Origin of the sequence: Halobacterium sp. CBA1132, from assembly GCF_001485535.1 — an archaeon.
In the GTDB taxonomy this organism is placed as follows: Archaea; Halobacteriota; Halobacteria; order Halobacteriales; family Halobacteriaceae; genus Halobacterium.
Map to the genome: position 1 here is coordinate 79769 of NZ_BCMZ01000002.1, position 21139 is coordinate 100907.

The window sequence follows — 21139 nt, forward strand, 5'->3', positions numbered from 1 at the left end:
CGCCGACAGATATTGGTACGGATGCCCGTTCCGGTTGACGAACTCACGAGTGACGACCCGTTCCCGATCAAGCCGGACACAAACGAGTACCGCGCTCTCAGCTTCCTTGTCGCACACCGCGAATACGGCTTCACCCCACGCGAAATCGCAGATCGAACAGCCCTCAACAAGACCGCCGTGTCGAACACGATGGCTCGTCTCTTCAAGCACGGGCTTATCGAACGAGTAGACAACGTCTATTACGTTGACCCAAGCCGAGCCAGTGAGCTAAAGCGACGGCTCGAATCGCTCGATTCACTCGTTCAATTCTTCGAGTCAGCACCCGACGACAGCTACGCCGAGAAGGGCTGGGAACAGGAACTCCCGACCTTCGATCCAGATGGAAAAGCAGATGCCCCGGAGGGGAACTCCGAACCGGCAGAAACACAAGCAGAAGCCCTCATCGCAGATATCGAGGACTGTCGTAGAACGGAATAACCTCGCTTCCGTGTTTAAATTCCGCGTCCATGTCTCAGTACAGGTTTTCCAAGACCATACAGGGGAGCTCGGCGTCGCCGTCGGTGAGCGTGAAGTAGAGCGCCGTGCTGTTCTGGTGGAGGTCAGTGACTTCGCCGATACAGCGGACCCCGTTGAGGGCAGGGGTATCCTGGACGACCGACGCAATCCTGTCGTTCAGCTGGGGCACGCTAAGGACCTCTTTCGCGTCGGGTTCGACCGCCTGCCGTTCGATATCCGGTGCGTCCGCCATCTCCGTTTCCTAACTTCTGAACAGGAACCTCAAAAAGCTACGTTCGAGTGCCGGGGTGGGCTGCGTTACGCAGGCCTACAGATCGTGGGGCTGGACCGTCTTCCGGTCGTTAGCCTCGGCACGCTCTGCGGCGTCGTCGAGTAGTTCGGCGACCTCTTCGTTGAGGGCGTCGTAGAAATCTGCCGAGACGTTGTGGTCCGAGAGTGCGTCCTTCACGGCTGCTTTGACGATTAGGTCAGACATTCCATCGCGGATTTCTCCTGTCCACCATATAAAGGTTCGAAGTTCTCACGTAGTCTTCCTGGCCAGTCACGCCGAATTCGTCTCTGAGTACCAGAGAGAACATATGCCACCCCTCAAAAATAAGGAACAGGCAGATGCACGATCTAACTGGGTTCCAGCGGGATATCTTGTACGTAACCGCCGGACTCGAGGAACCACACGGGCTCGCAATCAAGGACGAACTCGACGACTATTACGAGCAGGAGATCAACCACGGCCGCCTCTATCCGAATCTTGACGATCTCGTCAACAAAGGACTGCTGGAGAAGGGAGAACTTGACAAACGGACGAACGTATACACGGTCACGCAACGCGGATTACGGGAGATCGAGGCGCGACGTGAGTGGGAAAGTCAGTATTTAGAAGACGTGAACGTACCCGCTACGTCGTAGGATCATTATAAAAGCGGGACTGCTTTACCCACTTCCCACGAATACACAGTAAGATGGCTCGGCTCGTCTTCTATCACCACCCACAGGCCGAGAATTTCTCACTCAAATATAGCTCGGCATCGGTGGCAGAAATCCTGTCTCAGCGAGAGCAATCCGACGAGTCGACAAAACTCATCGGGTACCCCTTCGAAACACCGGTCTATGTCCTCTACGAAGGCGATTCAGAGATCGAATCAGCCCATGACATCGACTTCGATCAGGAATGGTTGAGCGACCGTATTCGTGACCTTCCTCGTGCTGGGCAAGTTGTCGCATTCCGATTAGTGGAGTTGCTCGAAGCAGCTGTCGATGTTCGAGAGGAGGATGAGTTTCGGCTCTACAAGGAGTTCGAACCGCAAAAAATCCAGCAGGCACTCGATCACGTCTCCTGGGGAGCCCCACTTCCGACCGTCGCTGGAGAGGTGATGTCGAATTTGATTCTCCGACATTCCCTCCCGAATGCGAATCATCGAACTGGCATCGCTATGCTGCAGTTCTGTATTGAGAGTGTGGACTCGGATTTTGCGATGCCACGAACACACGTCGACGACGATACCTGGCGAGAGTGGGTCGACCCCTACATCGTCGACTCCAAGCGGCTCATCACGGTCCGCCGGAACAACCTCCGTTTCAAGCAACTCGAAGACCTGGATGTCGACCTCGTCGAACGGAAAGACGGGATTCAAATCCGATTAGCCGAATTCGAGCTTGATATGCACTGGCGAGAAGCCCTCTCAGAGTACGCTGGGCAGCACGAATCCCACTGTACGGACTTCGCGCAGGCAGTTCTCGAACGAGCAGGACGGGACGATCTACTCGACCGTCAAGGACCAACGAAACAAGAGTTCATAGCGTAACAGCGGGGAAACCCACCCCTTCAGGGGTGGGAGGAAGCGCGTACACTCCGTGCGACAACCCACCGACGACGACGGGGTCGACCCCCAATACTTTTGAACCACCAAAACTACATATGATGTATGGAGAAGCGGCGTACTGTCCCGGTCAAGCTTGACGTGGACAGTGACGACGCCGCACTCCTCGAAGACACCGTCGACGAGTTTCTGTGGGCCGCCAACTACGTCACACGCCACGCGTTCGAGGGCGAATACGTCACGACGAGCAAAACCACGCTCCACGACGACACCTACGAAGACGTGCGCGACGAAACGGCGTTGCACAGCAATCACGTCCAAGCCGCCCGAAACAAGGCTGCTGACGCCTGCAAGAGCGTGGTCGAGAAGTGGAAAAACGGCAAGAAAGCGTCGAGGCCGTATTTCACCAGCCCACACGTCGTCTACGACCATCGCACCGCCACCTTCCACGACGAGTCCGTGTCGCTGGCGACTGTTGACGGTCGCATCGAAGCCGACTACGTGCTCCCCGACAACGAGCGAGAGACGCCCCACGCGGAATACATCTTCTCGGACGAGTACGAAACCACGGGAGCCGAACTGCACTACTCGAACGGCAGCTGGATGCTTCACATCCACTGCAAAATGGAGGTGGAGTCCGACACGCCGGAACAGGATGCCACCGAGAACAGAACGGTTCTCGGGGTAGACCTCGGCGTGAACAATCTGGCCGTCGCCTCGACGGGCACGTTCTGGACTGGTGATGAGTTCGACCACTGGCGGCGCGAATACGAGAACCGCCGTGGCAATCTCCAGCAGTGCGGGACGCGATGGGCGCATGAGAACATCCAATCCGTTGGACGGAAAGAGAAAGGCCGATTCAAGATCACGCTCCACCGTATATCGAACGAGTTGGTAGCTGAAGCCCGCGAGTACGAGTGTTCGGTGATAGCGTTCGAAGACCTGACGGACATCCGTGACCGCACTGGGGCGTCGTGGGGACACAAGTGGGCGTTCAACCGCCTCTACGAATACGTCCAGTACAAGGCCGCCGAGTACGGCATCGACGTAGAGCAGGTTGACCCGGAGAATACCTCTCGGCGGTGTTCGACGTGTGGGTTTACGCACCCGGATAATCGTGAGAGTGAGTTGTTCGAGTGTCTGAAGTGTGGCTACGAGAACCACGCTGACTACAACGCCGCGAAGAATATTGGACTGCGGTATCTCCGTCGGACCCAAACTGGCTCCGGTGGAGGCGCACCCGTAGGCGTGCGCTTGAACAGCGGGACGCTGAACGCGAACGGGGCGTATGATTCTCCTGCCGACAGTGTCGGCCAGAGCGGGAGTCCACGCTGAACGCCCACGGCTTTAGCCGTGGGCTAGCTTACCACGTATCTGGAGAACGGACTGGTCGAACGGGACTTCAGAGAAATGTTTTGATCAGTCGCGAAGCTCGGCGACCGACTGACCAACCTCACGGACGTGTTCACTTCGCTCGAGGTCGAGTTCCTCGGCGAGGTAGTCAACCGTCTCTTCGAGGCTCATATTGGAAAGAAGTCCGTCTAACGGTATAAACCTAGTGCTGACGCAGCAATGTCGCCCATCAGAGGAAGCGTCTGTGTATACCAAATTACGTACCCCTCGGGAAAACTGTGGAATCGGTGATCGCATAGCGATACCCACCGAAATCACGCAGTGTCGCCATTTGCTGTCCATTAACCGAACTCAATTGAAAGAAGCTCCGAAGCGATCGGGAGCGTTTCAGTCTGCAGGTTGTGCGTCAGTCGCTGGTGTCCCGCTTGGAAGCTCGGGGATGGACAGGTCCACGCGGCGGAGCAGCTGAGCGTTGATGGCCACGATGACTGTACTCAACGACATCAAGAGCGCACCCACAGCGGGGGACAGCAGAATCCCGATCGGTGCCAACACGCCTGCTGCGAGCGGAATCGCGAACACGTTATAGCCGGCCGCCCAGACGATGTTCTCCTGCATCTTTCGGTAGCTCGCCTTGCTCAGCTTGACCAGTCGAACGACATCCATGGGGTTGTTCTGGACGAGGATGACGTCGGCCGACTGGACCGCGACGTCAGTACCACTCCCGATCGCAATGCCGACGTCGGCTCGCGTCAGCGCCGGCGCGTCGTTCACACCGTCGCCGACCATCCCCACGAGCTTCCCCTGGTCCTGGAGTTCCTGGACTTTCTCGTCTTTGTCTTCGGGGAGGACCTCCGCGAACACTGTGTCGATGCCCAGTTCGTCGGCGACGGCGTTGGCGACGTCCTGGGAGTCCCCAGTCAACATCGCCACCTCGATCCCCAGATCGTGGAGGGCGTCGACGACGCGGAAACTCTCCTCGCGGATCACGTCGGCCATCGCGAAGGCGGCGGTCAGCTCTCCGTCACGAACGAGATACACCACTGTCTGGGCGTTCTGTCCGGCCTCGTCAGCGAAGCGCTGGAGGTGGTCGGGGATCTCGCTATCGAGCTGGGTCAACAGGTTCGGCCCGCCGACGTACACCTCGTTTCCGTTGACGGTCGCCCGGACCCCTTGTCCTTTGATCGCCTCGAAGGCTGTCGCGTCAGGAGTAGTTACATCTCGCTCGTCGGCGGCCTCACGGATCGCTCGGGCGATCATGTGTTCGGAGTCACTCTCGACGGCTGCCGCCAGCCCGAGCGCGTCGTCCTCGTCGACGCCGTCGACGGTCGCCATATCCACGACGCCGTGTTCGCCCTCGGTGAGCGTCCCTGTCTTGTCGAAGATGATCGCGTCCAGATTCCGCGCATCCTCCATCGCGATGCGGTCGCGAACGAGCATCCCGTTGCGCGCTGCAAGTGAGGTGTTGATCGCGACGACCAGCGGGATGGCGAGCCCGAGGGCGTGTGGGCAGGCGATGACGAGCACCGTTACGACTCGCTCGATGACGGTCGCGTCGAACGAGACCGCGACCGTCCACGCGATTGCGGTCACGACTGCCGCCCCGAGCGCGACATAGAACAGCCAGCCGGCCGCCCGGTCGGCCAGTACCTGCGTCTTGGACTTGCTCTGTTGAGCTTCCTCGACCAGGCGCATGATGCCCGCGAGCGTCGTCTCCTCGCCCGTCGCACCGACGCGAACACGGAGACTGCCGTCGCCGTTGATGGTGCCGCCGATGACCTCGTCGCCAGGCTCTTTCGAGACGGGCTTGGACTCGCCGGTGATCATCGACTCGTTGACGTCGGAGTCACCCTCCTCGACGGTGCCGTCAGCAGGGACACTTGCGCCCGGCCGGACGAGCACAAGATCGCCCTCAGAGAGTTCACTGACGGGAACCTCCTCGGTCTCTCCATCATCAGTAATTCGCTCTGCGGTGTCGGGCATCAGCTTTGCCAGTTCGTCGACTGCGCTGGAGGCCCGCCGGACTGACCGCATCTCGATCCAGTGGCCGAGCAGCATGATGTCGATCAGCGTGACGAGTTCCCAGAAAAACGCAGACTGCGTCGGGAAGACCACGCTCGCGAGACTGTAGACAAACGCGACGGTGATCGCCATCGAGATGAGCGTCATCATCCCCGGCGCACGGTCTTTCAGCTCCGGAAGTGCCATCTTGAGGAACGGAATCCCACCGTACGCGAAGACGATCACCGCGAAGACGGGGTTGATCCACTCGCTCCCCGGGAATACAGGGACGGAGAAGCCGAGCCACTCCTGTAGCATTTCGCTGTACAGGAGGACGGGGATCGACAGGAGCGTCGAAATGAAGAAACGCCGGCGGAACATCTGCTCGTGGCCTTCGTGCATCCCGCCATGGCCCTCGCCGTGTCCCTCGTGGGAATCGTGGCCGTGCCCGTCGCCCTCGTGGCCGGCGTGTTCGTGCTGTTCGTGGGACGCCATCTCACCTGCCGCAGCAGGGTGAGCCTCCTCCTCCAGTAGCTCCTGTTCTACCCCTTCTTCGTCAGATTCCGCGACCGCTTCATCTTGCTCACCGTGTTCGTGCTGGTGACTGGTGGTGTCCGGCTGGTCCTCTCCTCCCGGGGAATTCTCAGTTGTATCTTTGTGGTCGTCCATGAGTCATGTTCTCTATTGAGGTGGTTCCGCCGGCTTCCTGAATCTTCGGCCCTGAAACCGTACAGCAAGACCAGCGTAGACAAGCTCCGAAGACAACAGTTAGTCGTCGTCTCGAAGCGACTTGTGCTATCCGCAGCGCACGATACTCAGGCGTGAGCGGTGTATCCCGCATCTTCGACGGCCGCCACGAGGGCCGTGACCTCTGCCTCGCCGTCGACACTTGCCTGTTCACTCTCCCTGTCGACGGTCACGGAAGTTACGCCAGTGACCTCTTCAAGGGCCTCTTCGACCGTCTGCTCACAGTGACCGCACGACATTCCTTCCACGGTGATGGTCGTCGTCATACAGAGGTACATACGGCTCCCTCTCTTTAGCGGATTTCCCCTTCGATTATACAGGTCTCTTGGGGGTCAAACTTTAGATTCCAAGCGATACATGCAGCGGCAACGAACCAAATCTCAGATTCAGCAATTGACGATGGCGGGAAGACCCAGGTATCGTTGTGGCGCTCCAGATACGTCTTCGCCGCTAAAAAGACGTATAGTGCGCCGATAGCCCGAATACCCGAGCGGAATCGCTCGTTCCATTCGATCGACTCCGGACGCTCGTATAGGAACGCGGTGGCAAATCTTCGATACAGATCGGGAAACAGGAAGACGATAGCGCCGAACACACCGGTAAGATTCATCAGCCACGCGTATGCTCGCCCATTGAGGAGGGAAATCGCAGCTATCAGAACGCCCTCAGACCGGATAGCTGGGCCGACCCACCCTCTCACCGTTCCCTCGCTTGGATTCGCAATCGCGAGTTTCTCGAAGAGCTTGACGATTTTGTCCGGGAACAGCGCTGAGAGAGCGCCAAGGACACCCACGAGTGTTCGAATCATACGATACTGTACGACTGGTATGGGCATAATTCCCGCTACGACCCTACACTGGCGAGAATAAGGGGAATCCAAACAATAGCGACTTCGAATGAGGAACAACGCCCAGAGGCCGCTTCTCGAATGAACGTCCCGAATCCTCAGGGGTTTGGGGCATACAGAGCGTAGAGGATCGACAGCATCCCGGCGGCGGTGACGAGTGCTGCGACGAATCCTGCTTCGAAAATCGACACTTGGAGGAGTTCGAAGAGAACGCCTTCAAGGAGGCCACCAAGACCGACCAGCGCGAAGCCCGCGGCGACGTACAGGAGTAACTGCGTGTGATGTCGTTGGTACCCGCGATAGGCCTGATATGCGATGACCAGTGCTAACGCGGTCGTGAACAGTTTGCCGATGACGAATAGCGTGTGTTCCATAAGTCAGTCTCCCCGCATCTCCTCGAAGATGGTCGTAATCCGGTCGGCGGGGTCCGCCCGGACATCGACCTGGACATCGAAGCCCTCTGCCTGGAGGAGGACTTCAATACGTTCGAGACGAGCCTCGTACTCGCTGTAGTGCCGTCCTCCGGGGTCGACGTGCGTATACTCTTCGAGGAGGCCCTGCTCGACGAGGCGGGTGACACGGCGCGAGACGGTCGGGCGTGACATGTCACATTCCTCGCTGAGTTCCTTCGCAGACAGTCGGTCGGTCTTCGTCGCCACGAGGATGTCGCGAGCGTACTCGTCGTCGAGTGTAGCGAAGATTTCCGACGGGTCGGACTCCTCGGTCACACGTCTCTACTCGCGACAGGAGCGTAATATAGCCCGCCGATTTTCTGACTCAGAACGCCGGCTCGCCGTTATATCGTCTCTGCCTCCGTACTGATAGTTGAAGGTGCAATAACTATGTCCACACTCGACTCCGACATGAATCAGCTCGAGAGCAGAGTCGGCGGTCTGACCGTCGGCGGGAAAGTTCACAGTCTCAGTGCGTGGTTCGTGCTCGCGCTCCGTCTCATGATGGGCTACGCGTTCGCGTACTCCGGGTTCACGAAGATCACCGGCGAGTTCGCCGCGGGCGGTTACCTCACGAACGTCGCGGCGACGAACGGCAACCCGCTCGCGGGGATGTTCGCGTGGATGGGTAGCACGCCGTGGTTCGTCGAGTTCGCGAACGTCGCCGTGCCGTGGGGCGAGCTGTTCATCGGCCTCGGCCTGCTCGTCGGCGCGTTCGTCCGCCTCGCGGCGTTCTTCGGCGCGCTCATGATGCTCATGTTCTACTTCGGGAACTGGGATATGGGTCACGGGTTCATCAACGGGGACTTCGCGTACATGCTCGTGTTCCTCGCGGTCGCCGCGTTCGCCGCGGGCCGCATCCTGGGCCTCGACCAGTACATCGAGAACTACGACGTCGGCGGCGAGACGCTCGTCGAGCGCTACCCCGCCCTCGAATACATCCTCGGCTAACCACGCCGAGACCTTTGGGAGTACAACAATGCAAAATCCAATTCAAGCACGCGGGATTCGTTCTCTGGGACTCATCGTCGTCGGAGCGCTGGCTCTGGCCGTCGTCGCCGGAATGGCGCTAACACACGCGACTGTCCCAGATGCAATGATGTGGGGGTGGCACGACGGGATGTGGAACGACGGCCACATGGCCGGATGGGGTAGCTGGGGCTGGGGGATGATGCTGTTCGGGCTCCTGTGGATGGCACTCCTCGTCGCCGTCCCCCTCGGTTTCATCTACTGGCTGGGAACGCGGTCGCAATCGAACGGCCCCGCTGAGGATTGCGCACTCGCCGTCCTCCAAAAGCGGTACGCCCGTGGCGAGATCGACGGCGAGGAGTTTGACCGCCGTCGCGCCCGTCTCACACCAGATGATGGACGGTAACGGACGGTCGTTTCCTACTCGCTGACTTCTGTTTTCACGACGGTTGCCGGACGCGTCGTCAGCCGAAGGACGCGGTCGGTGACACTTCCGAGCAACGCACGATATTCGTCGGGCCGGCGTTTGGTACCGAGCACGAGGAGATCGGCGTCACAGTCGTCTGCGTGGTCCACGATGGTCTCAGCGGGGCGGCCATGTTGCATTGCCGTCTCGACATCGACATCGGTTTCTGCGGCTCGACGTCGGAGTTCGGAAAGCGTCTCCTCGCCGTGTTCTTCGAGGCCGTGTTCGGGACCTTCGGCTTCGTCGACGTACTCGTCCCCGCTGTACGCAGTTACGACATCCTCGTCAACGACGTAGAGCACATGGAGGACTGCGTTGTGAGCGGCTGCGAGCTCGAGTGCATGCGTTTCAGCATCTTCAGACGCAACAGTTCCATCGGTCGACAGGAGAATTCGGTCGTACATTCAGTCAGAATTCAAAGGCGGGTAACATAAATTCGGCTTCCAATTCTCTCTGCTCAAGAGTCACGGTAGCGTGTTCAGTATGGCCGCGTCAGCGGATGTGTCCAAGCACGACTGACGTACTCAATCGAGACTGTGAACCATCAACGAGCTGTCCGTCAGTGGTCGTGTCCCTCCATCACCATCGGATGCCCGGTGGCGTATTCGTCCGGGTTTTCCCCGAAGGTCTCCTTGCAGGTCTGCGAGCAGAAGTAGTACGTCTCACCGTCGTGCGCCGCCGATGGCTCGCTGTCGTCAGTCCGCATCCCACAGACGGGGTCGCGGTACTGGCCGGGCGCACCGAGACCGCGACGATAAACATACAGCAGGAACCCGGAGAGCGCGAACGCGATGAGGTTGAGATAGAACGTGTAGTTGAGTTTGAAGTACGTCTGCTCCGTCGCCGTCTCGCCGCCCGCCAGATCCGGAACGATTCCCAGCGCGTCGAACAGCAGCTCCATGAGGAAGCCGGTGAACGCCATCGTCATGAAAAAGACGCCGAGGATGTACAGCATGATCTTCCAGCCGTAGTACTTCCGGTAGACGTTCAGCACGGGAATCGTGATGAGGTCAGCGTAGACGAACGCGATGATCCCGGCGAAGCTGACGCCACCGCCCCACAGCGCGACGGCGAACGGGACGTTACCCATACTGCCAACGAAACTGAGGACGGCGATGGTGACACCCATAATCGCGTTCTCGGCAGTCACGAGCAGGCCGTCGCCCTGAATGAACAGCGTGTTCCACACCCACTGCGGGACGAAAACGATGACGAACCCAGAAATAAGGAAGCCAGCGACGATGTCCTTCCAGATCATCGACCACTCCTTGCGGTACTGATTCCCGATTTTGTACCAGCCACCCCACGACAGCAACTCGTCACGCCACCCGCCGCGACTCGACGTCTCCTGACGGTAGGTCTCCATACAGCCCTCCGAGCAGAATTTGAGCGTCTCACCGCCGTCGGTCGTGAGCGTGTATTCGTCTTTGCCTTCCATCCCGCAGGTCGGGTCTTCGGTGACGCCCGCCTCACGGTCGCGCTCGTTGAGCGTTTCTCGAACTTCGGCAAAGAGATTCTCGGGGAGCGTGAGGTGGACGATCACCGCCATCACGGCGATGAGGATGAGACCGCCCAGCAGTTCCGCCAAGAGGAACTCCCAGCCGAGCAGAATCAGAATCATCAGCCCGAGTTCGACGATCAGATTCGTCGACGCGAACATGAACGCGAGAAAGTTGACCGCGTGCGCTCCCTTCTTGAACAGGCCCTTCCCGATGGCGACAGCGCCGAAACTGCAGCCGCTGCTCGCCGCACCGAACGCAGTCGCCTTGGTGAGCCCGCTCAGATCACCGTCGCCCAACACCTGTGCCATTCGCTCCTTGGAGACATAGACTTGGACCAGACTCGTGATCGTGAGACCCATAATGATCGCCCACGCCGCCGTCCAGAGGAATCCTACACCGATTCGGAGGGCTTCGAAGATGCCCTCGACCATCGTCACCTGCATAGATGTATCATCGTACGGATCATCTTTTGCAGTTTTCCTTCAGATAGTTCAGGTTAGAGCCGTTGAGAGTGTGAATTCAAAAGATTAGCGGTGGGTAGAACACGCAGGTCGAAGGCACAACCGCATTGAATAGTAAGGACGTAGTATTACTTGAGACCCAAACTCACGGAGGGATTACAATATGCCGACAAATTCAGACGACACGCGACTTGTTACGCTCCTCCTCGTTATCATCGGTGCCGTATTCATCGTCCCGCTGTTCTTCATGGGCTTCGGGATGATGGGGTTCGGCCCAATGATGGGCGGGATGTGGGGCGGTCACATGTGGGGTGACGGGACGATGCCTGGCTGGATGTTCATCGTCGGCATCGTGATGCAGTTACTGTTCCTCGCTGCCCTCGTCGGCGGTGGCTACCTCATCTATCGTGCGATTACGGGAAGTGAGAGTAGCTCAGACCAAGCCTTCGAGGAGCTCCGGGTCGCCTACGCCCGCGGAGAGCTGACCGACGAGGAATACGAACAGCGACGCGAAGCACTCGAACGCGACACGGAGTCACAGGAAGACTGATTCGAGGAATGACGGGCACACCCGATCGCCATACCACAACGGTGCACCCGTCGCTCCCGGCCTGGCTCAGCCGATATACAACGTTGGGCCTCTACGGACTACTCGTCGGGACGGGACTCTGTCTGATCGCATTCGTAACAAGTCCAGTCCCTGATCCCTCATTCCCTTGGGCGACGCTGCCGGAATCGCTCCGACTTCCCTTCGAGCAACCACGGATCGAGCACTGGCCCGTGTCATACACTATCGGCATCTGGCTGTGGATCCTCGGATTTCCGGCGTTGTTCCTTGCTGGCTACAGACGATTCGGTGCTCGGACGCCATTCGGCTCGACGACATGGCTCGCGGGACTTCCCACGCTGGCGATGCTCGGCTGGACGACGTACTGTCGATTCTTCTGGCCGAAACTCCATCCACCGACCTGGAATGCCCCCTCCTACACGTTCGTCTGCTGGCTGTACTGCTCCTCATATGACGTGGTCTGGAGTAATACAGCCTACGTAATTGCGCTTCTCGGCATCGTCGCGACGCTCCTCGCCATGCGACATCAGGACGCAGATGAGTATGCCCTTCTCGGATTTGGACTCCTCGCACTCCCCCTCGGATTACCAGCTTTGTACGAGGGATACCGACGGACAACGGTACGGCAACCTGAGGAACTGTGACCGGAGGTTGGTTTCAGCTCTGTTGATAACATTGGTGTATGATGATTCTGGCTCAAGCGAGGGTGATTTAGGGGATTCACTTATCGGTACAGGCAGCGTATCGTTCAGTATGCCTGAAGAAGTCCTGTTCAAATCAGAGAGTGGCCAGACTCGAGAAGAAATCGCGTCGTATCTCCGTAGCGTCGCTGATAAACTCGAACAAGGGGACGCAGTCACACTCAAATCCGGTTCCGAGTCCGTGACAATGGAACCACCAGCGCGCCCGACGTTCGAGGTCAAAGCCGAGCGCGAGGGACCAACGGACGGACCCGGTGAATTGAGTATCGAGTTCGAACTCGAATGGGATGAGAACGACAATAGGGAGGACGGTGGGAGCAGTCAGTTAGAAATTGAGTGATCAATTCGCAGCCTTCAACGACCGGTGGTTTCGTGTCGTGTCGTATCTGATGAAATCCCAATAGTCCCGAGTTTTCTCGCTCAGGAGTCTCTGTGAGCACGAACGAACGCACGTCGGAGGACAGTCAGAAGCACATACGTTTCGTACTTCTGGGTCCGGCAGTGCTCGCAGGGCTGCATATCCGCGACGATCTCCTCAATAGCGTCGTCGTACTCGTCGGTGAGCGTAGTGAGCGCGTCCGTGATCTGGGGCTGGACAGCGTCGATCATCTCTTCGACGGCGGCGGCGGCCGAATCTGGTAGTGAGTACGAGAGAACGATCGTGTTTGCGTGGTAGTACTTCGTCGTCCCACCACGACCCTCCTCGAAGCGAACGACGTCGACGAGGCCGGCGTCCCGGAGCTCGTTGATGTGGTGGCGAACCGTGTTCTCCGTCCGGTCGACGCCGCGAACGTCGAGGCGTTCGTGGACCTCGGTCGCGGTCAGGGCCTCCTCGGCCAGAATATCGAGGATCATCGCCCGCATCGGCTCGTCGATGGCATCCGAAACCCGAGTGTCTCGCACCGCGATGTCGTCGAGACGGTGGTCAGTATCGAAATCACTCATACGAGAACTGAGCGCGAGCACGCGGGAAAAGGTAGCGGGGCAGGAGTCGGGTAGGTGTCTGTCGAGGTATCGAGTACAGGATGGACCAGCGATAGCGAAAGCCCTAGACGACCCGTTTGACTGTTCCAACGACCTGTATAAGTATTCAAACATATCATCTAAAAAATACTTATTGGGGTACGGGCACTACCTCAAACTGTAATGAGCGACACAACCCAATTCCGCGTCCTCGACTTCGACTGCCCCACCTGTGCGAGCACCGTCGAACGCGCCCTGTCGAACGTCGACGGCGTCCAGCACGTCGAAGTCCACTACGCGACCGGCCGCGTCGAGATCGAGTACGACGCCAGCGTCGGCGACCCCGACACCTTCGCACAGACCATTGAAAACCAGGGGTACACGCCCCAGCCCGCCTAACACCATGAACAAACAATCGATCACGCAGTACTACCGGAAACACCGGAAGGCCATCGTCACGGCGACGAGCGGTCTCCTCTACGGCGGTGGCTGGAGTCTGGGCTACCTCACGAGTTTTAATACGGCCAGCGCCGCCATCCTCGTCCTGGCGACGCTCGTGGGTGGCTACGACATCGCCAAAACCGCCTACCACGAGGTCACCAACCGGACGCTCGGAATCAAGACGCTGGTGACGCTAGCCGCCATTGGGGCCATCATCATCGGGGAGTACTGGGAGGCCGCCGCCGTCGTCTTCCTGTTCAGCCTCGGCAGCTACCTCGAGGGACGGACGATGCGGAAGACCCGGACTGCCCTCCAGGAGCTGTTGGAGATGACGCCCGACACGGCGACCGTCCGTCGCGACGGGGAACTCCAAGAAGTCCCCGCCCGCGAGGTCGAAGAGGGCGAAGTCGTCGTCGTAAAGCCGGGCGGGAAGATTCCGGTTGACGGCACCGTCGTCGACGGCGAGAGCGCCGTCAACCAAGCACCAGTCACCGGCGAGAGCGCGCCCGTCCACAAGGCCGACGGCGACGAGGTCTACGCCGGGACGGTCAATCAAGAAGGCGCACTGGAGATCCGAACGACGGGTGCGGGCTCGGATACGACGCTCGAACGGATCATCCGCCGTGTCGAGGAGGCCCAAGAGGCTCAGTCGCCGACCGAGAGTCTCATCGACCGGTTCGCGAAGTATTACACGCCGGCCGTCATCGTGCTCGCTATCGGTGCGTACGCCGTCACGCAGAACGCGATCCTGTCGCTGACCCTGTTGGTCATCGGCTGTCCCGGCGCGCTGGTCATCGGGCCACCGGTCAGCATCGTCTCGGCCATCGGCAACGCCGCTCGGTCTGGCGTGCTGATGAAGGGCGGCGAACACCTCGAACGCGCCGGCAAGATCGACCTTGTCGCCTTCGACAAGACCGGCACCCTCACGAAGGGCGAGACCACCGTCGCCGATGTTGAGGGGTTCGGCGTTGCTGATGACGAGGTCCTCTCACTCGCGGCGACCGCCGAGAAGAAGAGCGAACACCACCTCGCTGACGCCATCGTCGACGCGGCCCGCGAGGATCCGACCGCCGCGACGGACGGCGGAACGACGGTCGCCCAAGCGGACGATACGGACGCGGGGCGCAGGTCGGTCCCCGATCCGGATGACTTCGACGTAGTCGCTGGCAAGGGCGTCATCGCCCACGCCGATGGCCAGGAAGTTGTTGTCGGCAACCGCGCACTGCTGGCCGACCGCGACATTGACGTCCCCAGCCGGGTCGCCGACTACGTCCGCGAGCGTGAGGGGCGCGGCGAGACAGTCGTCCACGTCGTTCGGGACGGGGACATCATCGGCGCGATTGCGATGCGGGACGAGCTCCGGGAGGCCGCTTCTGGGGTCGTCGCGGCGCTCCAAGACGCTGGCATCGAGACGGTGATGCTCACCGGCGACAACGAGCGGACGGCCGCTGCCGTTGCCGAGGAGGTCGGTATCGACGAGTACCGTGCCGAACTCCTCCCCGAGGACAAGCAGTCCGTCATCGAGAGCTACCAGGCCGACGGCCACGTCGTCGCGATGGTCGGCGACGGCATCAACGACGCGCCATCGCTGGCGACCGCCGACGTCGGCATCGCGATGGGTGCTGCGGGGACGGACACCGCCATCGAGACGGCTGACATGGCGTTGATGGCCGACGACCTCGAACGAATCCCGTACGCGGTCAAACTCAGCAAGGCGACGCGCTGGAACGTCCTCGAGAACGTCGGGCTGGCAGTGTTGACCGTGACCGTCCTCCTCGCGGGCGTGCTCACCAGCTACGTCACCCTCGCGTCGGGAATGCTGGTCCACGAGGCCAGCGTCCTCCTCGTCATCCTCAACGGGATGCGACTGCTCCGCTACTGACCACGAGACACGATCACAACCACAACTCATGACATCGAATTCGACTGCGACTGACACGACCCAGACGAGAACCAATTGGCAGGTCGACTACGACGTCGACCCGATCGAAATCCGCGACCCCGTCGCGGAGGCCCTCGGCGTCCTCGAACCGGGCGAACCGTTCGTCGTCACCTACCGGGACGCGGTGAAAGAAGCGGGCCACTCCTGTCCGACAGCCTCGGGCGCCTACCGGATCGTCCAGCTCGGGCTCGACGCCCTGTATCCCGACGACTATCCAGTCCGGAGCAAAATCGAGGTCCAGACGGCCGGCCCGCAGGACGATGCCGCGTACGGCGTGATGAGCCGCATCATCTCGTACGTGACTGGCGCGACCGGCGATGACGGATTCAGCGGGCTCGCCGGCGGCTATGGCGGCCGCCGCGACCTCCTCGTCTTCGACGCGTTCGACCCGGACACGGCGGACCCGACGTTCCGGTTCCGGCGAACCGACACGGACGAGACCGTCGAAGTGGCCTACCACGTCAGCGACGTTCCTGGCGGTGGACCCGCGATCGGGAACCTCCAGGGGATTCTCGACGGATCGGCAAGCGACCAGCAACGGGAGGCCTTTGCTGACGCCTGGCACCGCCGGGTACAGGTCGTCCTCAGCGACGACTCGCTGTTCACCGTCGACGCGGTGTGAACGCGACGGTCTACCCCTCACACTCGAAATATGTTACTACGGTATACTATCGATCTCCTCGAGCGCCTCAGTAGCGACATCACCGAGTTCTCCGGCCTCGATATGTGAATACCGCTCTCTCACCATCTCCTCTGAGTTATCGAGATACCGGGCCGCCACCGTGTACCCGAACGCGCGGACAAGCACCTCCCCCATACCACGACGACCACCGTGCGGGGCAAGATAATCGTGTTTCGGATGGTCGATATCGATCTCTGCGGTCTCCGAGAGCCGTTGAAGAATTGACCGTGCGCCGTCCGTCGTGATCGACGGCGGCCGAATGTCCTCATCGAGCGCCAGCAGGAGGTCGCGGGCGTATTCGTTACGGCACTCAGTAATTGCTTCTGAACGTTCCCCTCGTTCGCCTAGCTCTTCCCGAACGAGCTCTGCGAGCGTCCGTTGGTCGAACGTGGGAAACACCGGCCAGCGCCCCGTCGGTGGGTCCATCAGCTGGCGGTAGCTCCGCAGCGGCGAGATCACCGGGTCGGGGAGACTCGCGGCGTCCCATTGCTGTTTCTTCCGGTAGACGTCCATACTGCCGTCGTCGAGGGAGAGGTCCTCCCAGCGGACGCCGCGCCGGCGCGGGTCGTTCGGATCGCGGAGGAGTTCGCCGACGCGGACGGCGGTGTACGCGAGGACGAACACCAGCGCCCGGTCACGAGCCGCCTTCAGCGCCGCGTAGCGTCCTCGCTGCTTGTCGAGGGGGTCAGTACCCTCCGGGAGTGTCGTGTACGCCTCGACGGCGTAGCGGGCCCGTTCGTCGACGTGGCGGGTGAGGGCGTGGCGCTGCTCGGACGTCCAGGCCTGCTGGTCGCCGGGCTTGCGGCCGTCGTCCTCCGGCAGCGGCGCCATCGCACTGGCCCGCTGCGCGTAATGCGCCTCGAGATATCCCTCGTTGACGCACCAGCCACACCAGGCAGAGATATAGCGGTAATAGGTTTGTACCGTGTTCTGCTTGAGTCCCCGATCTCCACCGAGATGTCGGGCGTACTCCCGGAACACGCGTTCGTCGAGATCGTCGAAGGTCGGCTCGCGGTCGACGTCGTCGGAGACGATCCCGGTCCAGTCGTCGGCGCCGCGGTCGCCGGCGGCCCACTCGGCGAACCGTTCGAGCTCGCGTGCAGCGTTACGTCGATAGTTCCCACCGTCGCCGCCGCGGCCTTTCCCCTTGTCCTGGAGGTAGCGCTCGAAGGAACTCGCGAGTGACTGATTAGTGCGTTCTCGAGGTGTCATCGTTCCTCGTTCGCGTACTGGTAAGTCGGACGGACGTCCTCGAAGAGCGTTTCGACGATTTCCCAGAGGATCAGGGAAGGAGTCTCGTATTCAAATGTGATCCCCCAGCGGTCCTCCGTATTGGCGGCAGAGTACTGGAAATGCGCCCGTCCGAGATCGGGATGGTCCTCGTCCTGGTGCCAGCCGGCGTGAAAGCCCGTGTTCGGATCGGTGTAGTTGATACGGAACCAGTCGTGAGGGTCCTGTCGATACCACTTGACGGTCAGTTCCGGCGAATCAGGGCCCGTTGGGGGATTAAGGCGGGCTGGATCAAAAACCGCCCGCAGCTGCTTGGCCTCGATATCGTCAGGAACGTACTCGACGGCCGTGATCTGGGGGACACGGTCGAGGACGTCCCGCTTCAATTGGGCGTAGAGGTTCGCGTTCGGGTCACCACCTGGATGCGGGACCGACATCCGTTAGCTGCTGGCCTCGGCAGACTCTGTCGTCGGAGCGAGGAAGTCCCATTCGCGGATGGCAAAGCCAACGATCTGGATACGACGCTGAAGGTGCTCCCACTCGCGGGCAATCTCACGGCGACGGTCTTCCTCGTCACCGTCAAGGGACTCGTCAGCGAGCGTTCCGCGAAGCTGATTCGGTGACTCGACGCCGAATTCGCCCTCCCAGTCGCGAATCTGCGTCTTCATATCGGCGAGACGGTCCGTAAGCTCCTCGACAGTGTGCCCGCTGTCTCGAAGCCGCATCGCCTCCTGCATCGCTTGGCGGCGATAATCTGGGTAATACGTGGTGTGAGTACCGCTTTCGTCACGGTGGAGGATGCCATCGTCGACGAGCCGATCGAGGACGCGTTTGGTCGGCTCGTGTGACCAGCCCGCTTCCGAGGCGATCCAGTTGGCCGTCTGAGGCTCCGAAAGCTGCCGGGCGGTCATCCTCACGCGGTCTTCGCCCGTGGTTTGGCGTTCCATTAGGCCCTCGGAGTTCGGTTCGTCTTCGGACATACAACACCGTTCGCGCTTTGTCTTAATATAGGTTGAGGTCATTAGTTCTATATCGAGTGCGTTTCTTCGCCATCGCCTCGACCCCGGCTGAGGAGAGTCAGAGCAAACTCGGAGCCCGGTCTTGTCGGCTCTACCCGGGGGAAGCGCCGTTGTGAGGGGGTTGCAGCATTCGTGCTTCACCGACGGCGTCGGGGTACTTCAAACTGGTCGTGATTATTGGGGTAATCACGACCAATCTATGCATAGACGAATTTCACCGATATTGGCACCCTCAAGCCATCTAAGAGGTAAATAGCGGATGATAGAACTATCATAAATTGTATTCTGCTATATCAAATTATTGGGGCGGCGGGAAGGATCGGAGAGCGCCTAGACAATCAAATTCCCTTTAGTCAGCCCCACGTACAGCCGGTAATGGCAGAGATTCCGGATACACTACGCCTTCTCTACAGGCGGAGCAGGCCGAGTGCCTCGGGGCTTGACCCCGAGGGTGAAGGCCGTAAGCTCAGGTGGGTGTTCCACTTTCACTGTGGATGGCTGGCATTCAAGATAATCGCATTACTACACTAGTACTGGAGCGAATGGTTGACGCACAGGCTCTCGTCAAGACGCTGGACGTCCAACTCGACATCCAGAGTGATAACGAGGGCCTGCTGTACGACGCCACACTTGAAGCACGGTGGGCGTACAACGAAACCATCCGACTCGCCAAAGAAGGCGTGGACTGGGATGCCATTCCCGACAGGGTAGCCGACGACGCTGACCTCGTGAAGAACACGACACAGCGTGTCGTTGCGAAGGCGCTCGATGCGATGGAGAACTACTACGAGTACGACGGCTTCGGCCAACCCAGCCACACCAAGGGCGGAACGTACCCGCTTCGTGCGAACTACGAGGAAGGGTACAACCTGTCGCTCACCGACGATGGTGACGTGGCGTTCCGCATCAGCGCGAAACCCTACAAGCACGTCACGGGCGTTCTCGAAGGCGACGACGCCCACCTCGACGTTCTCAAAACCGCACTCGAAAGCGACGAGTGGAAGATTGGGGCGGCGGAAGCCCTGTTCCACAACGACAACCCCGAATTGCACGTTAATGTCACCAACACCGAGCAGACCGTTCGAGACAAGCAGGACTCACGAACGGTCGGCGGCGTGGACGTGAACGAGGACAACGTGGCTCTCACCGCACTCTCCGAGAGTGGCGTCGAGGACTCGTTGGTTATCGACTTTCCCGAAATCAAGTTCGAGCGCCACCACTACTTCACGATGCGCAAGCGCGTGCAGAACGCGGGGAAAGACAGTATCCACGAGACGCTGGACGGGCGCGAGGAACGGTTCGTCCGCGACCGACTCCACAAGGTGAGCCGTCACATCGTGGAGTGGAGCCGGCAGTTCGAGAAGGCGTGCATCGTCTTTGAAGACCTCAAAGAGATGCGCGACAGTATCGACTACGGCACGCGGATGAACCGACGCTTGCACCACTTGCCGTTCCGCGCTCTGCAATACTACACGTCGTACAAGGCGTCGTTCGAGGGCATCCCGACTGGTTGGATTGACCCATACAAGACGAGTCAACGGTGTTCGCTGTGCGGGCACGCCGAGCGTGCGAACCGCAACAAGAAGCGGTTCAAATGTCGAGACTGTGGGCATCAAGACCACAGTGACCGTGGTGCAAGCGTCAACATCGCCATGAAAGGCATCAAGAAGCATCAGGATTGGACTGTGCCTGCTCTCAACAGCCTTCCCACTGTGCGGACGGTGCGACGGCAGGCATCGGGGGCCGTGGACGCCCCGACCGTGACCCACGACACCGTTTGAGGCTATCAGACCGATGGTATCGTGGGGGTGTCCGATTAACCCACGGGAAGCCTCGGGGCTTGACCCCGAGGCGGTTCACGAAACAACACTCGAAAAGCAGGGGGATCAGTACACGATTTCAATTCCAGAAGAACTTGTCGAGGACAGCTCGCTTTCACCAGGGGACATCTGTCGGGTGGCGCTGCTTGCCTCAACGAACGACGTTCAGGAAGAAACGACCAACGCGCAATCTGCATCAAACGGTGAGCGTCACCGAAGTGGGAACCAGAATGAGACGCCACCGGTAGAAGAAGGCGAAGTCCGCTCAGTAACCATCGATACACTAGGCGACCAGGGCGATGGAATCGCGAAGGTCGAACGAGGGTTTGTCGTTGTCGTGCCCGGGACTCAGCCCGGCGATAAGGCAGACGTCGAGATTACTGACGTGCGAGAGTCGGTCGCGTTCGCCGAACCAGTGACTGAGCCGGAAGTGAGATAGTACGATCACCCCGACGGGATCTTCGACTTCGCTTGTAACTGCAACCAGGTACATTCATTACCACTCACTAGTAGTTTCACCCACAGTATACATTCATTAGTTGCGTTCATTTTTAATGTTCACTAGTGGTGTTCACTATTGATGTTCACTACACCACGTAACGAATTACAGTAATGAATGAACGTACCGAACTTTCAAGATGA

Annotated in this window: 26 protein-coding genes and 1 pseudogene; 14 read left to right on the forward strand and 13 right to left on the reverse strand. The window is 59.8% G+C overall.

Features of this window, described 5'->3' with window-relative positions:
- Positions 1-21: 21 nt before the first annotated feature.
- Positions 22-477, forward strand: coding sequence for a helix-turn-helix domain-containing protein (locus tag AVZ66_RS13970; RefSeq protein WP_058984779.1), 456 nt, complete (start codon positions 22-24; stop codon positions 475-477).
- Between the two features lie 34 nt (positions 478-511).
- Here AVZ66_RS13970 and AVZ66_RS13975 read toward each other — a convergent pair whose 3' ends face one another.
- Together AVZ66_RS13975 and AVZ66_RS13980 are read right to left on the reverse strand one after the other, a co-directional pair.
- Positions 512-748: an exodeoxyribonuclease VII large subunit gene (locus AVZ66_RS13975; protein ID WP_058984780.1), complete on the reverse strand. Its 237-nt coding sequence runs from the start codon at positions 746-748 to the stop codon at positions 512-514.
- Between the two features lie 75 nt (positions 749-823).
- Positions 824-991: a hypothetical protein gene (locus AVZ66_RS13980; RefSeq protein WP_058984781.1), complete on the reverse strand. Its 168-nt coding sequence runs from the start codon at positions 989-991 to the stop codon at positions 824-826.
- A gap of 134 nt (positions 992-1125) precedes the next feature.
- On the opposite strand from AVZ66_RS13980, the gene AVZ66_RS13985 reads away from it, so the two are divergent.
- The 3 genes from AVZ66_RS13985 (at position 1126) to AVZ66_RS13995 (ending at position 3668) form a co-directional block, all read left to right on the forward strand.
- Positions 1126-1422: a helix-turn-helix transcriptional regulator gene (locus tag AVZ66_RS13985; RefSeq protein WP_058984782.1), complete on the forward strand. Its 297-nt coding sequence runs from the start codon at positions 1126-1128 to the stop codon at positions 1420-1422.
- A gap of 53 nt (positions 1423-1475) precedes the next feature.
- A complete protein-coding gene (locus tag AVZ66_RS13990) occupies positions 1476-2318 on the forward strand; it encodes a hypothetical protein (protein WP_058984783.1) in 843 nt (280 codons plus the stop codon).
- A gap of 120 nt (positions 2319-2438) precedes the next feature.
- Positions 2439-3668, forward strand: coding sequence for an RNA-guided endonuclease TnpB family protein (locus AVZ66_RS13995; RefSeq protein ID WP_058984784.1), 1230 nt, complete (start codon positions 2439-2441; stop codon positions 3666-3668).
- 405 nt (positions 3669-4073) lie between these two features.
- Here the strand turns inward: AVZ66_RS13995 and AVZ66_RS14000 are convergent, their stop codons facing one another.
- The 5 genes and pseudogenes from AVZ66_RS14000 to AVZ66_RS14020 all read right to left on the reverse strand — a co-directional run bounded on the left by AVZ66_RS14000 (position 4074) and on the right by AVZ66_RS14020 (position 8009).
- Positions 4074-6356 carry a copper-translocating P-type ATPase gene (locus AVZ66_RS14000; RefSeq protein WP_058984785.1) on the reverse strand — a complete coding sequence of 761 codons (2283 nt, stop codon included), beginning with the start codon at positions 6354-6356 and terminating at the stop codon, positions 4074-4076.
- Between the two features lie 146 nt (positions 6357-6502).
- Positions 6503-6700: a heavy-metal-associated domain-containing protein gene (locus AVZ66_RS14005; RefSeq protein ID WP_006183483.1), complete on the reverse strand. Its 198-nt coding sequence runs from the start codon at positions 6698-6700 to the stop codon at positions 6503-6505.
- Positions 6701-6849: 149 nt separating this feature from the next.
- Positions 6850-7242, reverse strand: a pseudogene (locus AVZ66_RS14010) (hypothetical protein); the annotation flags it as partial.
- 137 nt (positions 7243-7379) lie between these two features.
- Positions 7380-7655, reverse strand: a complete 276-nt coding sequence (locus AVZ66_RS14015; protein ID WP_004515576.1) for a hypothetical protein — start codon at positions 7653-7655, stop codon at positions 7380-7382.
- A 3-nt stretch (positions 7656-7658) separates the two neighbouring features.
- On the reverse strand, positions 7659-8009 hold the full coding sequence (locus AVZ66_RS14020) for a winged helix-turn-helix domain-containing protein (RefSeq protein WP_058984786.1): 351 nt from the start codon (positions 8007-8009) through the stop codon (positions 7659-7661).
- A gap of 114 nt (positions 8010-8123) precedes the next feature.
- Here AVZ66_RS14020 and AVZ66_RS14025 point away from each other — a divergent pair, with 114 nt between their 5' ends.
- Both AVZ66_RS14025 and AVZ66_RS14030 read left to right on the forward strand, forming a co-directional pair.
- Positions 8124-8684: a DoxX family protein gene (locus AVZ66_RS14025; protein WP_058984787.1), complete on the forward strand. Its 561-nt coding sequence runs from the start codon at positions 8124-8126 to the stop codon at positions 8682-8684.
- A 28-nt stretch (positions 8685-8712) separates the two neighbouring features.
- Complete coding sequence (locus tag AVZ66_RS14030; protein ID WP_058984788.1) at positions 8713-9108, forward strand: SHOCT domain-containing protein; 396 nt, start codon at positions 8713-8715, stop codon at positions 9106-9108.
- A 14-nt stretch (positions 9109-9122) separates the two neighbouring features.
- Here the strand turns inward: AVZ66_RS14030 and AVZ66_RS14035 are convergent, their stop codons facing one another.
- Positions 9123-9572, reverse strand: coding sequence for a universal stress protein (locus AVZ66_RS14035; RefSeq protein WP_008364394.1), 450 nt, complete (start codon positions 9570-9572; stop codon positions 9123-9125).
- A gap of 155 nt (positions 9573-9727) precedes the next feature.
- Entirely contained in the window at positions 9728-11113 is a 1386-nt protein-coding gene (locus AVZ66_RS14040; RefSeq protein WP_058984789.1) for a permease, read from the reverse strand.
- Between the two features lie 181 nt (positions 11114-11294).
- Here AVZ66_RS14040 and AVZ66_RS14045 point away from each other — a divergent pair, with 181 nt between their 5' ends.
- From AVZ66_RS14045 to AVZ66_RS14050, 3 genes are all read left to right on the forward strand, one after another.
- Positions 11295-11681 carry an SHOCT domain-containing protein gene (locus tag AVZ66_RS14045; RefSeq protein ID WP_058984790.1) on the forward strand — a complete coding sequence of 129 codons (387 nt, stop codon included), beginning with the start codon at positions 11295-11297 and terminating at the stop codon, positions 11679-11681.
- 230 nt (positions 11682-11911) lie between these two features.
- Positions 11912-12343 carry a hypothetical protein gene (locus AVZ66_RS15815; RefSeq protein WP_231727187.1) on the forward strand — a complete coding sequence of 144 codons (432 nt, stop codon included), beginning with the start codon at positions 11912-11914 and terminating at the stop codon, positions 12341-12343.
- 109 nt (positions 12344-12452) lie between these two features.
- On the forward strand, positions 12453-12740 hold the full coding sequence (locus AVZ66_RS14050; protein ID WP_049986819.1) for an amphi-Trp domain-containing protein: 288 nt from the start codon (positions 12453-12455) through the stop codon (positions 12738-12740).
- Positions 12741-12820: 80 nt separating this feature from the next.
- Here the strand turns inward: AVZ66_RS14050 and AVZ66_RS14055 are convergent, their stop codons facing one another.
- Positions 12821-13345, reverse strand: a complete 525-nt coding sequence (locus tag AVZ66_RS14055) for a helix-turn-helix domain-containing protein (RefSeq protein ID WP_058984791.1) — start codon at positions 13343-13345, stop codon at positions 12821-12823.
- 201 nt (positions 13346-13546) lie between these two features.
- On the opposite strand from AVZ66_RS14055, the gene AVZ66_RS14060 reads away from it, so the two are divergent.
- The 3 genes from AVZ66_RS14060 to AVZ66_RS14070 are packed head-to-tail and all read left to right on the forward strand — an operon-like array spanning position 13547 to position 16368.
- A complete protein-coding gene (locus AVZ66_RS14060) occupies positions 13547-13762 on the forward strand; it encodes a heavy-metal-associated domain-containing protein (RefSeq protein WP_058984792.1) in 216 nt (71 codons plus the stop codon).
- Positions 13763-13766: 4 nt separating this feature from the next.
- Positions 13767-15686 carry a cation-translocating P-type ATPase gene (locus AVZ66_RS14065; RefSeq protein WP_058984793.1) on the forward strand — a complete coding sequence of 640 codons (1920 nt, stop codon included), beginning with the start codon at positions 13767-13769 and terminating at the stop codon, positions 15684-15686.
- 28 nt (positions 15687-15714) lie between these two features.
- The gene (locus AVZ66_RS14070) at positions 15715-16368 is read left to right on the forward strand and encodes a hypothetical protein (RefSeq protein WP_058984794.1); all 654 of its coding nucleotides are present in this window, start codon (positions 15715-15717) and stop codon (positions 16366-16368) included.
- Between the two features lie 36 nt (positions 16369-16404).
- Here the strand turns inward: AVZ66_RS14070 and AVZ66_RS14075 are convergent, their stop codons facing one another.
- The 3 genes from AVZ66_RS14075 to AVZ66_RS14085 are packed head-to-tail and all read right to left on the reverse strand — an operon-like array spanning position 16405 to position 18680.
- Entirely contained in the window at positions 16405-17640 is a 1236-nt protein-coding gene (locus AVZ66_RS14075; protein ID WP_058984795.1) for a phage integrase SAM-like domain-containing protein, read from the reverse strand.
- A complete protein-coding gene (locus tag AVZ66_RS14080; protein ID WP_058984796.1) occupies positions 17637-18095 on the reverse strand; it encodes a hypothetical protein in 459 nt (152 codons plus the stop codon). The genes AVZ66_RS14075 and AVZ66_RS14080 overlap by 4 nt, the downstream gene beginning before the upstream one ends.
- 3 nt (positions 18096-18098) lie before the next feature.
- Positions 18099-18680, reverse strand: a complete 582-nt coding sequence (locus AVZ66_RS14085) for a hypothetical protein (RefSeq protein WP_058984797.1) — start codon at positions 18678-18680, stop codon at positions 18099-18101.
- 539 nt (positions 18681-19219) lie between these two features.
- On the opposite strand from AVZ66_RS14085, the gene AVZ66_RS14090 reads away from it, so the two are divergent.
- On the forward strand, positions 19220-20458 hold the full coding sequence (locus AVZ66_RS14090; protein WP_058984798.1) for an RNA-guided endonuclease TnpB family protein: 1239 nt from the start codon (positions 19220-19222) through the stop codon (positions 20456-20458).
- A 13-nt stretch (positions 20459-20471) separates the two neighbouring features.
- Positions 20472-20936 (forward strand): TRAM domain-containing protein, encoded by a 465-nt coding sequence (locus tag AVZ66_RS15820; RefSeq protein WP_082678886.1) that lies wholly within the window; start codon positions 20472-20474, stop codon positions 20934-20936.
- The last annotated feature ends 203 nt before the right edge of the window (positions 20937-21139 follow it).

What these genes read in the sequence shown, in the direction of transcription:
- AVZ66_RS13970 (WP_058984779.1), top strand. Translation starts at nt 22, where the DNA reads ATGCCCGTTCCGGTTGACGAACTCACGAGTGACGACCCGTTCCCGATC.
- AVZ66_RS13975 (WP_058984780.1), bottom strand. Translation starts at nt 748, where the DNA reads ATGGCGGACGCACCGGATATCGAACGGCAGGCGGTCGAACCCGACGCG.
- AVZ66_RS13980 (WP_058984781.1), bottom strand. Translation starts at nt 991, where the DNA reads ATGTCTGACCTAATCGTCAAAGCAGCCGTGAAGGACGCACTCTCGGAC.
- AVZ66_RS13985 (WP_058984782.1), top strand. Translation starts at nt 1,126, where the DNA reads ATGCACGATCTAACTGGGTTCCAGCGGGATATCTTGTACGTAACCGCC.
- AVZ66_RS13990 (WP_058984783.1), top strand. Translation starts at nt 1,476, where the DNA reads ATGGCTCGGCTCGTCTTCTATCACCACCCACAGGCCGAGAATTTCTCA.
- AVZ66_RS13995 (WP_058984784.1), top strand. Translation starts at nt 2,439, where the DNA reads ATGGAGAAGCGGCGTACTGTCCCGGTCAAGCTTGACGTGGACAGTGAC.
- AVZ66_RS14000 (WP_058984785.1), bottom strand. Translation starts at nt 6,356, where the DNA reads ATGGACGACCACAAAGATACAACTGAGAATTCCCCGGGAGGAGAGGAC.
- AVZ66_RS14005 (WP_006183483.1), bottom strand. Translation starts at nt 6,700, where the DNA reads ATGACGACGACCATCACCGTGGAAGGAATGTCGTGCGGTCACTGTGAG.
- AVZ66_RS14015 (WP_004515576.1), bottom strand. Translation starts at nt 7,655, where the DNA reads ATGGAACACACGCTATTCGTCATCGGCAAACTGTTCACGACCGCGTTA.
- AVZ66_RS14025 (WP_058984787.1), top strand. Translation starts at nt 8,124, where the DNA reads ATGTCCACACTCGACTCCGACATGAATCAGCTCGAGAGCAGAGTCGGC.
- AVZ66_RS14030 (WP_058984788.1), top strand. Translation starts at nt 8,713, where the DNA reads ATGCAAAATCCAATTCAAGCACGCGGGATTCGTTCTCTGGGACTCATC.
- AVZ66_RS14035 (WP_008364394.1), bottom strand. Translation starts at nt 9,572, where the DNA reads ATGTACGACCGAATTCTCCTGTCGACCGATGGAACTGTTGCGTCTGAA.
- AVZ66_RS14040 (WP_058984789.1), bottom strand. Translation starts at nt 11,113, where the DNA reads ATGCAGGTGACGATGGTCGAGGGCATCTTCGAAGCCCTCCGAATCGGT.
- AVZ66_RS14045 (WP_058984790.1), top strand. Translation starts at nt 11,295, where the DNA reads ATGCCGACAAATTCAGACGACACGCGACTTGTTACGCTCCTCCTCGTT.
- AVZ66_RS14050 (WP_049986819.1), top strand. Translation starts at nt 12,453, where the DNA reads ATGCCTGAAGAAGTCCTGTTCAAATCAGAGAGTGGCCAGACTCGAGAA.
- AVZ66_RS14055 (WP_058984791.1), bottom strand. Translation starts at nt 13,345, where the DNA reads ATGAGTGATTTCGATACTGACCACCGTCTCGACGACATCGCGGTGCGA.
- AVZ66_RS14060 (WP_058984792.1), top strand. Translation starts at nt 13,547, where the DNA reads ATGAGCGACACAACCCAATTCCGCGTCCTCGACTTCGACTGCCCCACC.
- AVZ66_RS14065 (WP_058984793.1), top strand. Translation starts at nt 13,767, where the DNA reads ATGAACAAACAATCGATCACGCAGTACTACCGGAAACACCGGAAGGCC.
- AVZ66_RS14070 (WP_058984794.1), top strand. Translation starts at nt 15,715, where the DNA reads ATGACATCGAATTCGACTGCGACTGACACGACCCAGACGAGAACCAAT.
- AVZ66_RS14075 (WP_058984795.1), bottom strand. Translation starts at nt 17,640, where the DNA reads ATGACACCTCGAGAACGCACTAATCAGTCACTCGCGAGTTCCTTCGAG.
- AVZ66_RS14080 (WP_058984796.1), bottom strand. Translation starts at nt 18,095, where the DNA reads ATGTCGGTCCCGCATCCAGGTGGTGACCCGAACGCGAACCTCTACGCC.
- AVZ66_RS14085 (WP_058984797.1), bottom strand. Translation starts at nt 18,680, where the DNA reads ATGACCTCAACCTATATTAAGACAAAGCGCGAACGGTGTTGTATGTCC.
- AVZ66_RS14090 (WP_058984798.1), top strand. Translation starts at nt 19,220, where the DNA reads ATGGTTGACGCACAGGCTCTCGTCAAGACGCTGGACGTCCAACTCGAC.
- AVZ66_RS15820 (WP_082678886.1), top strand. Translation starts at nt 20,472, where the DNA reads ATGGTATCGTGGGGGTGTCCGATTAACCCACGGGAAGCCTCGGGGCTT.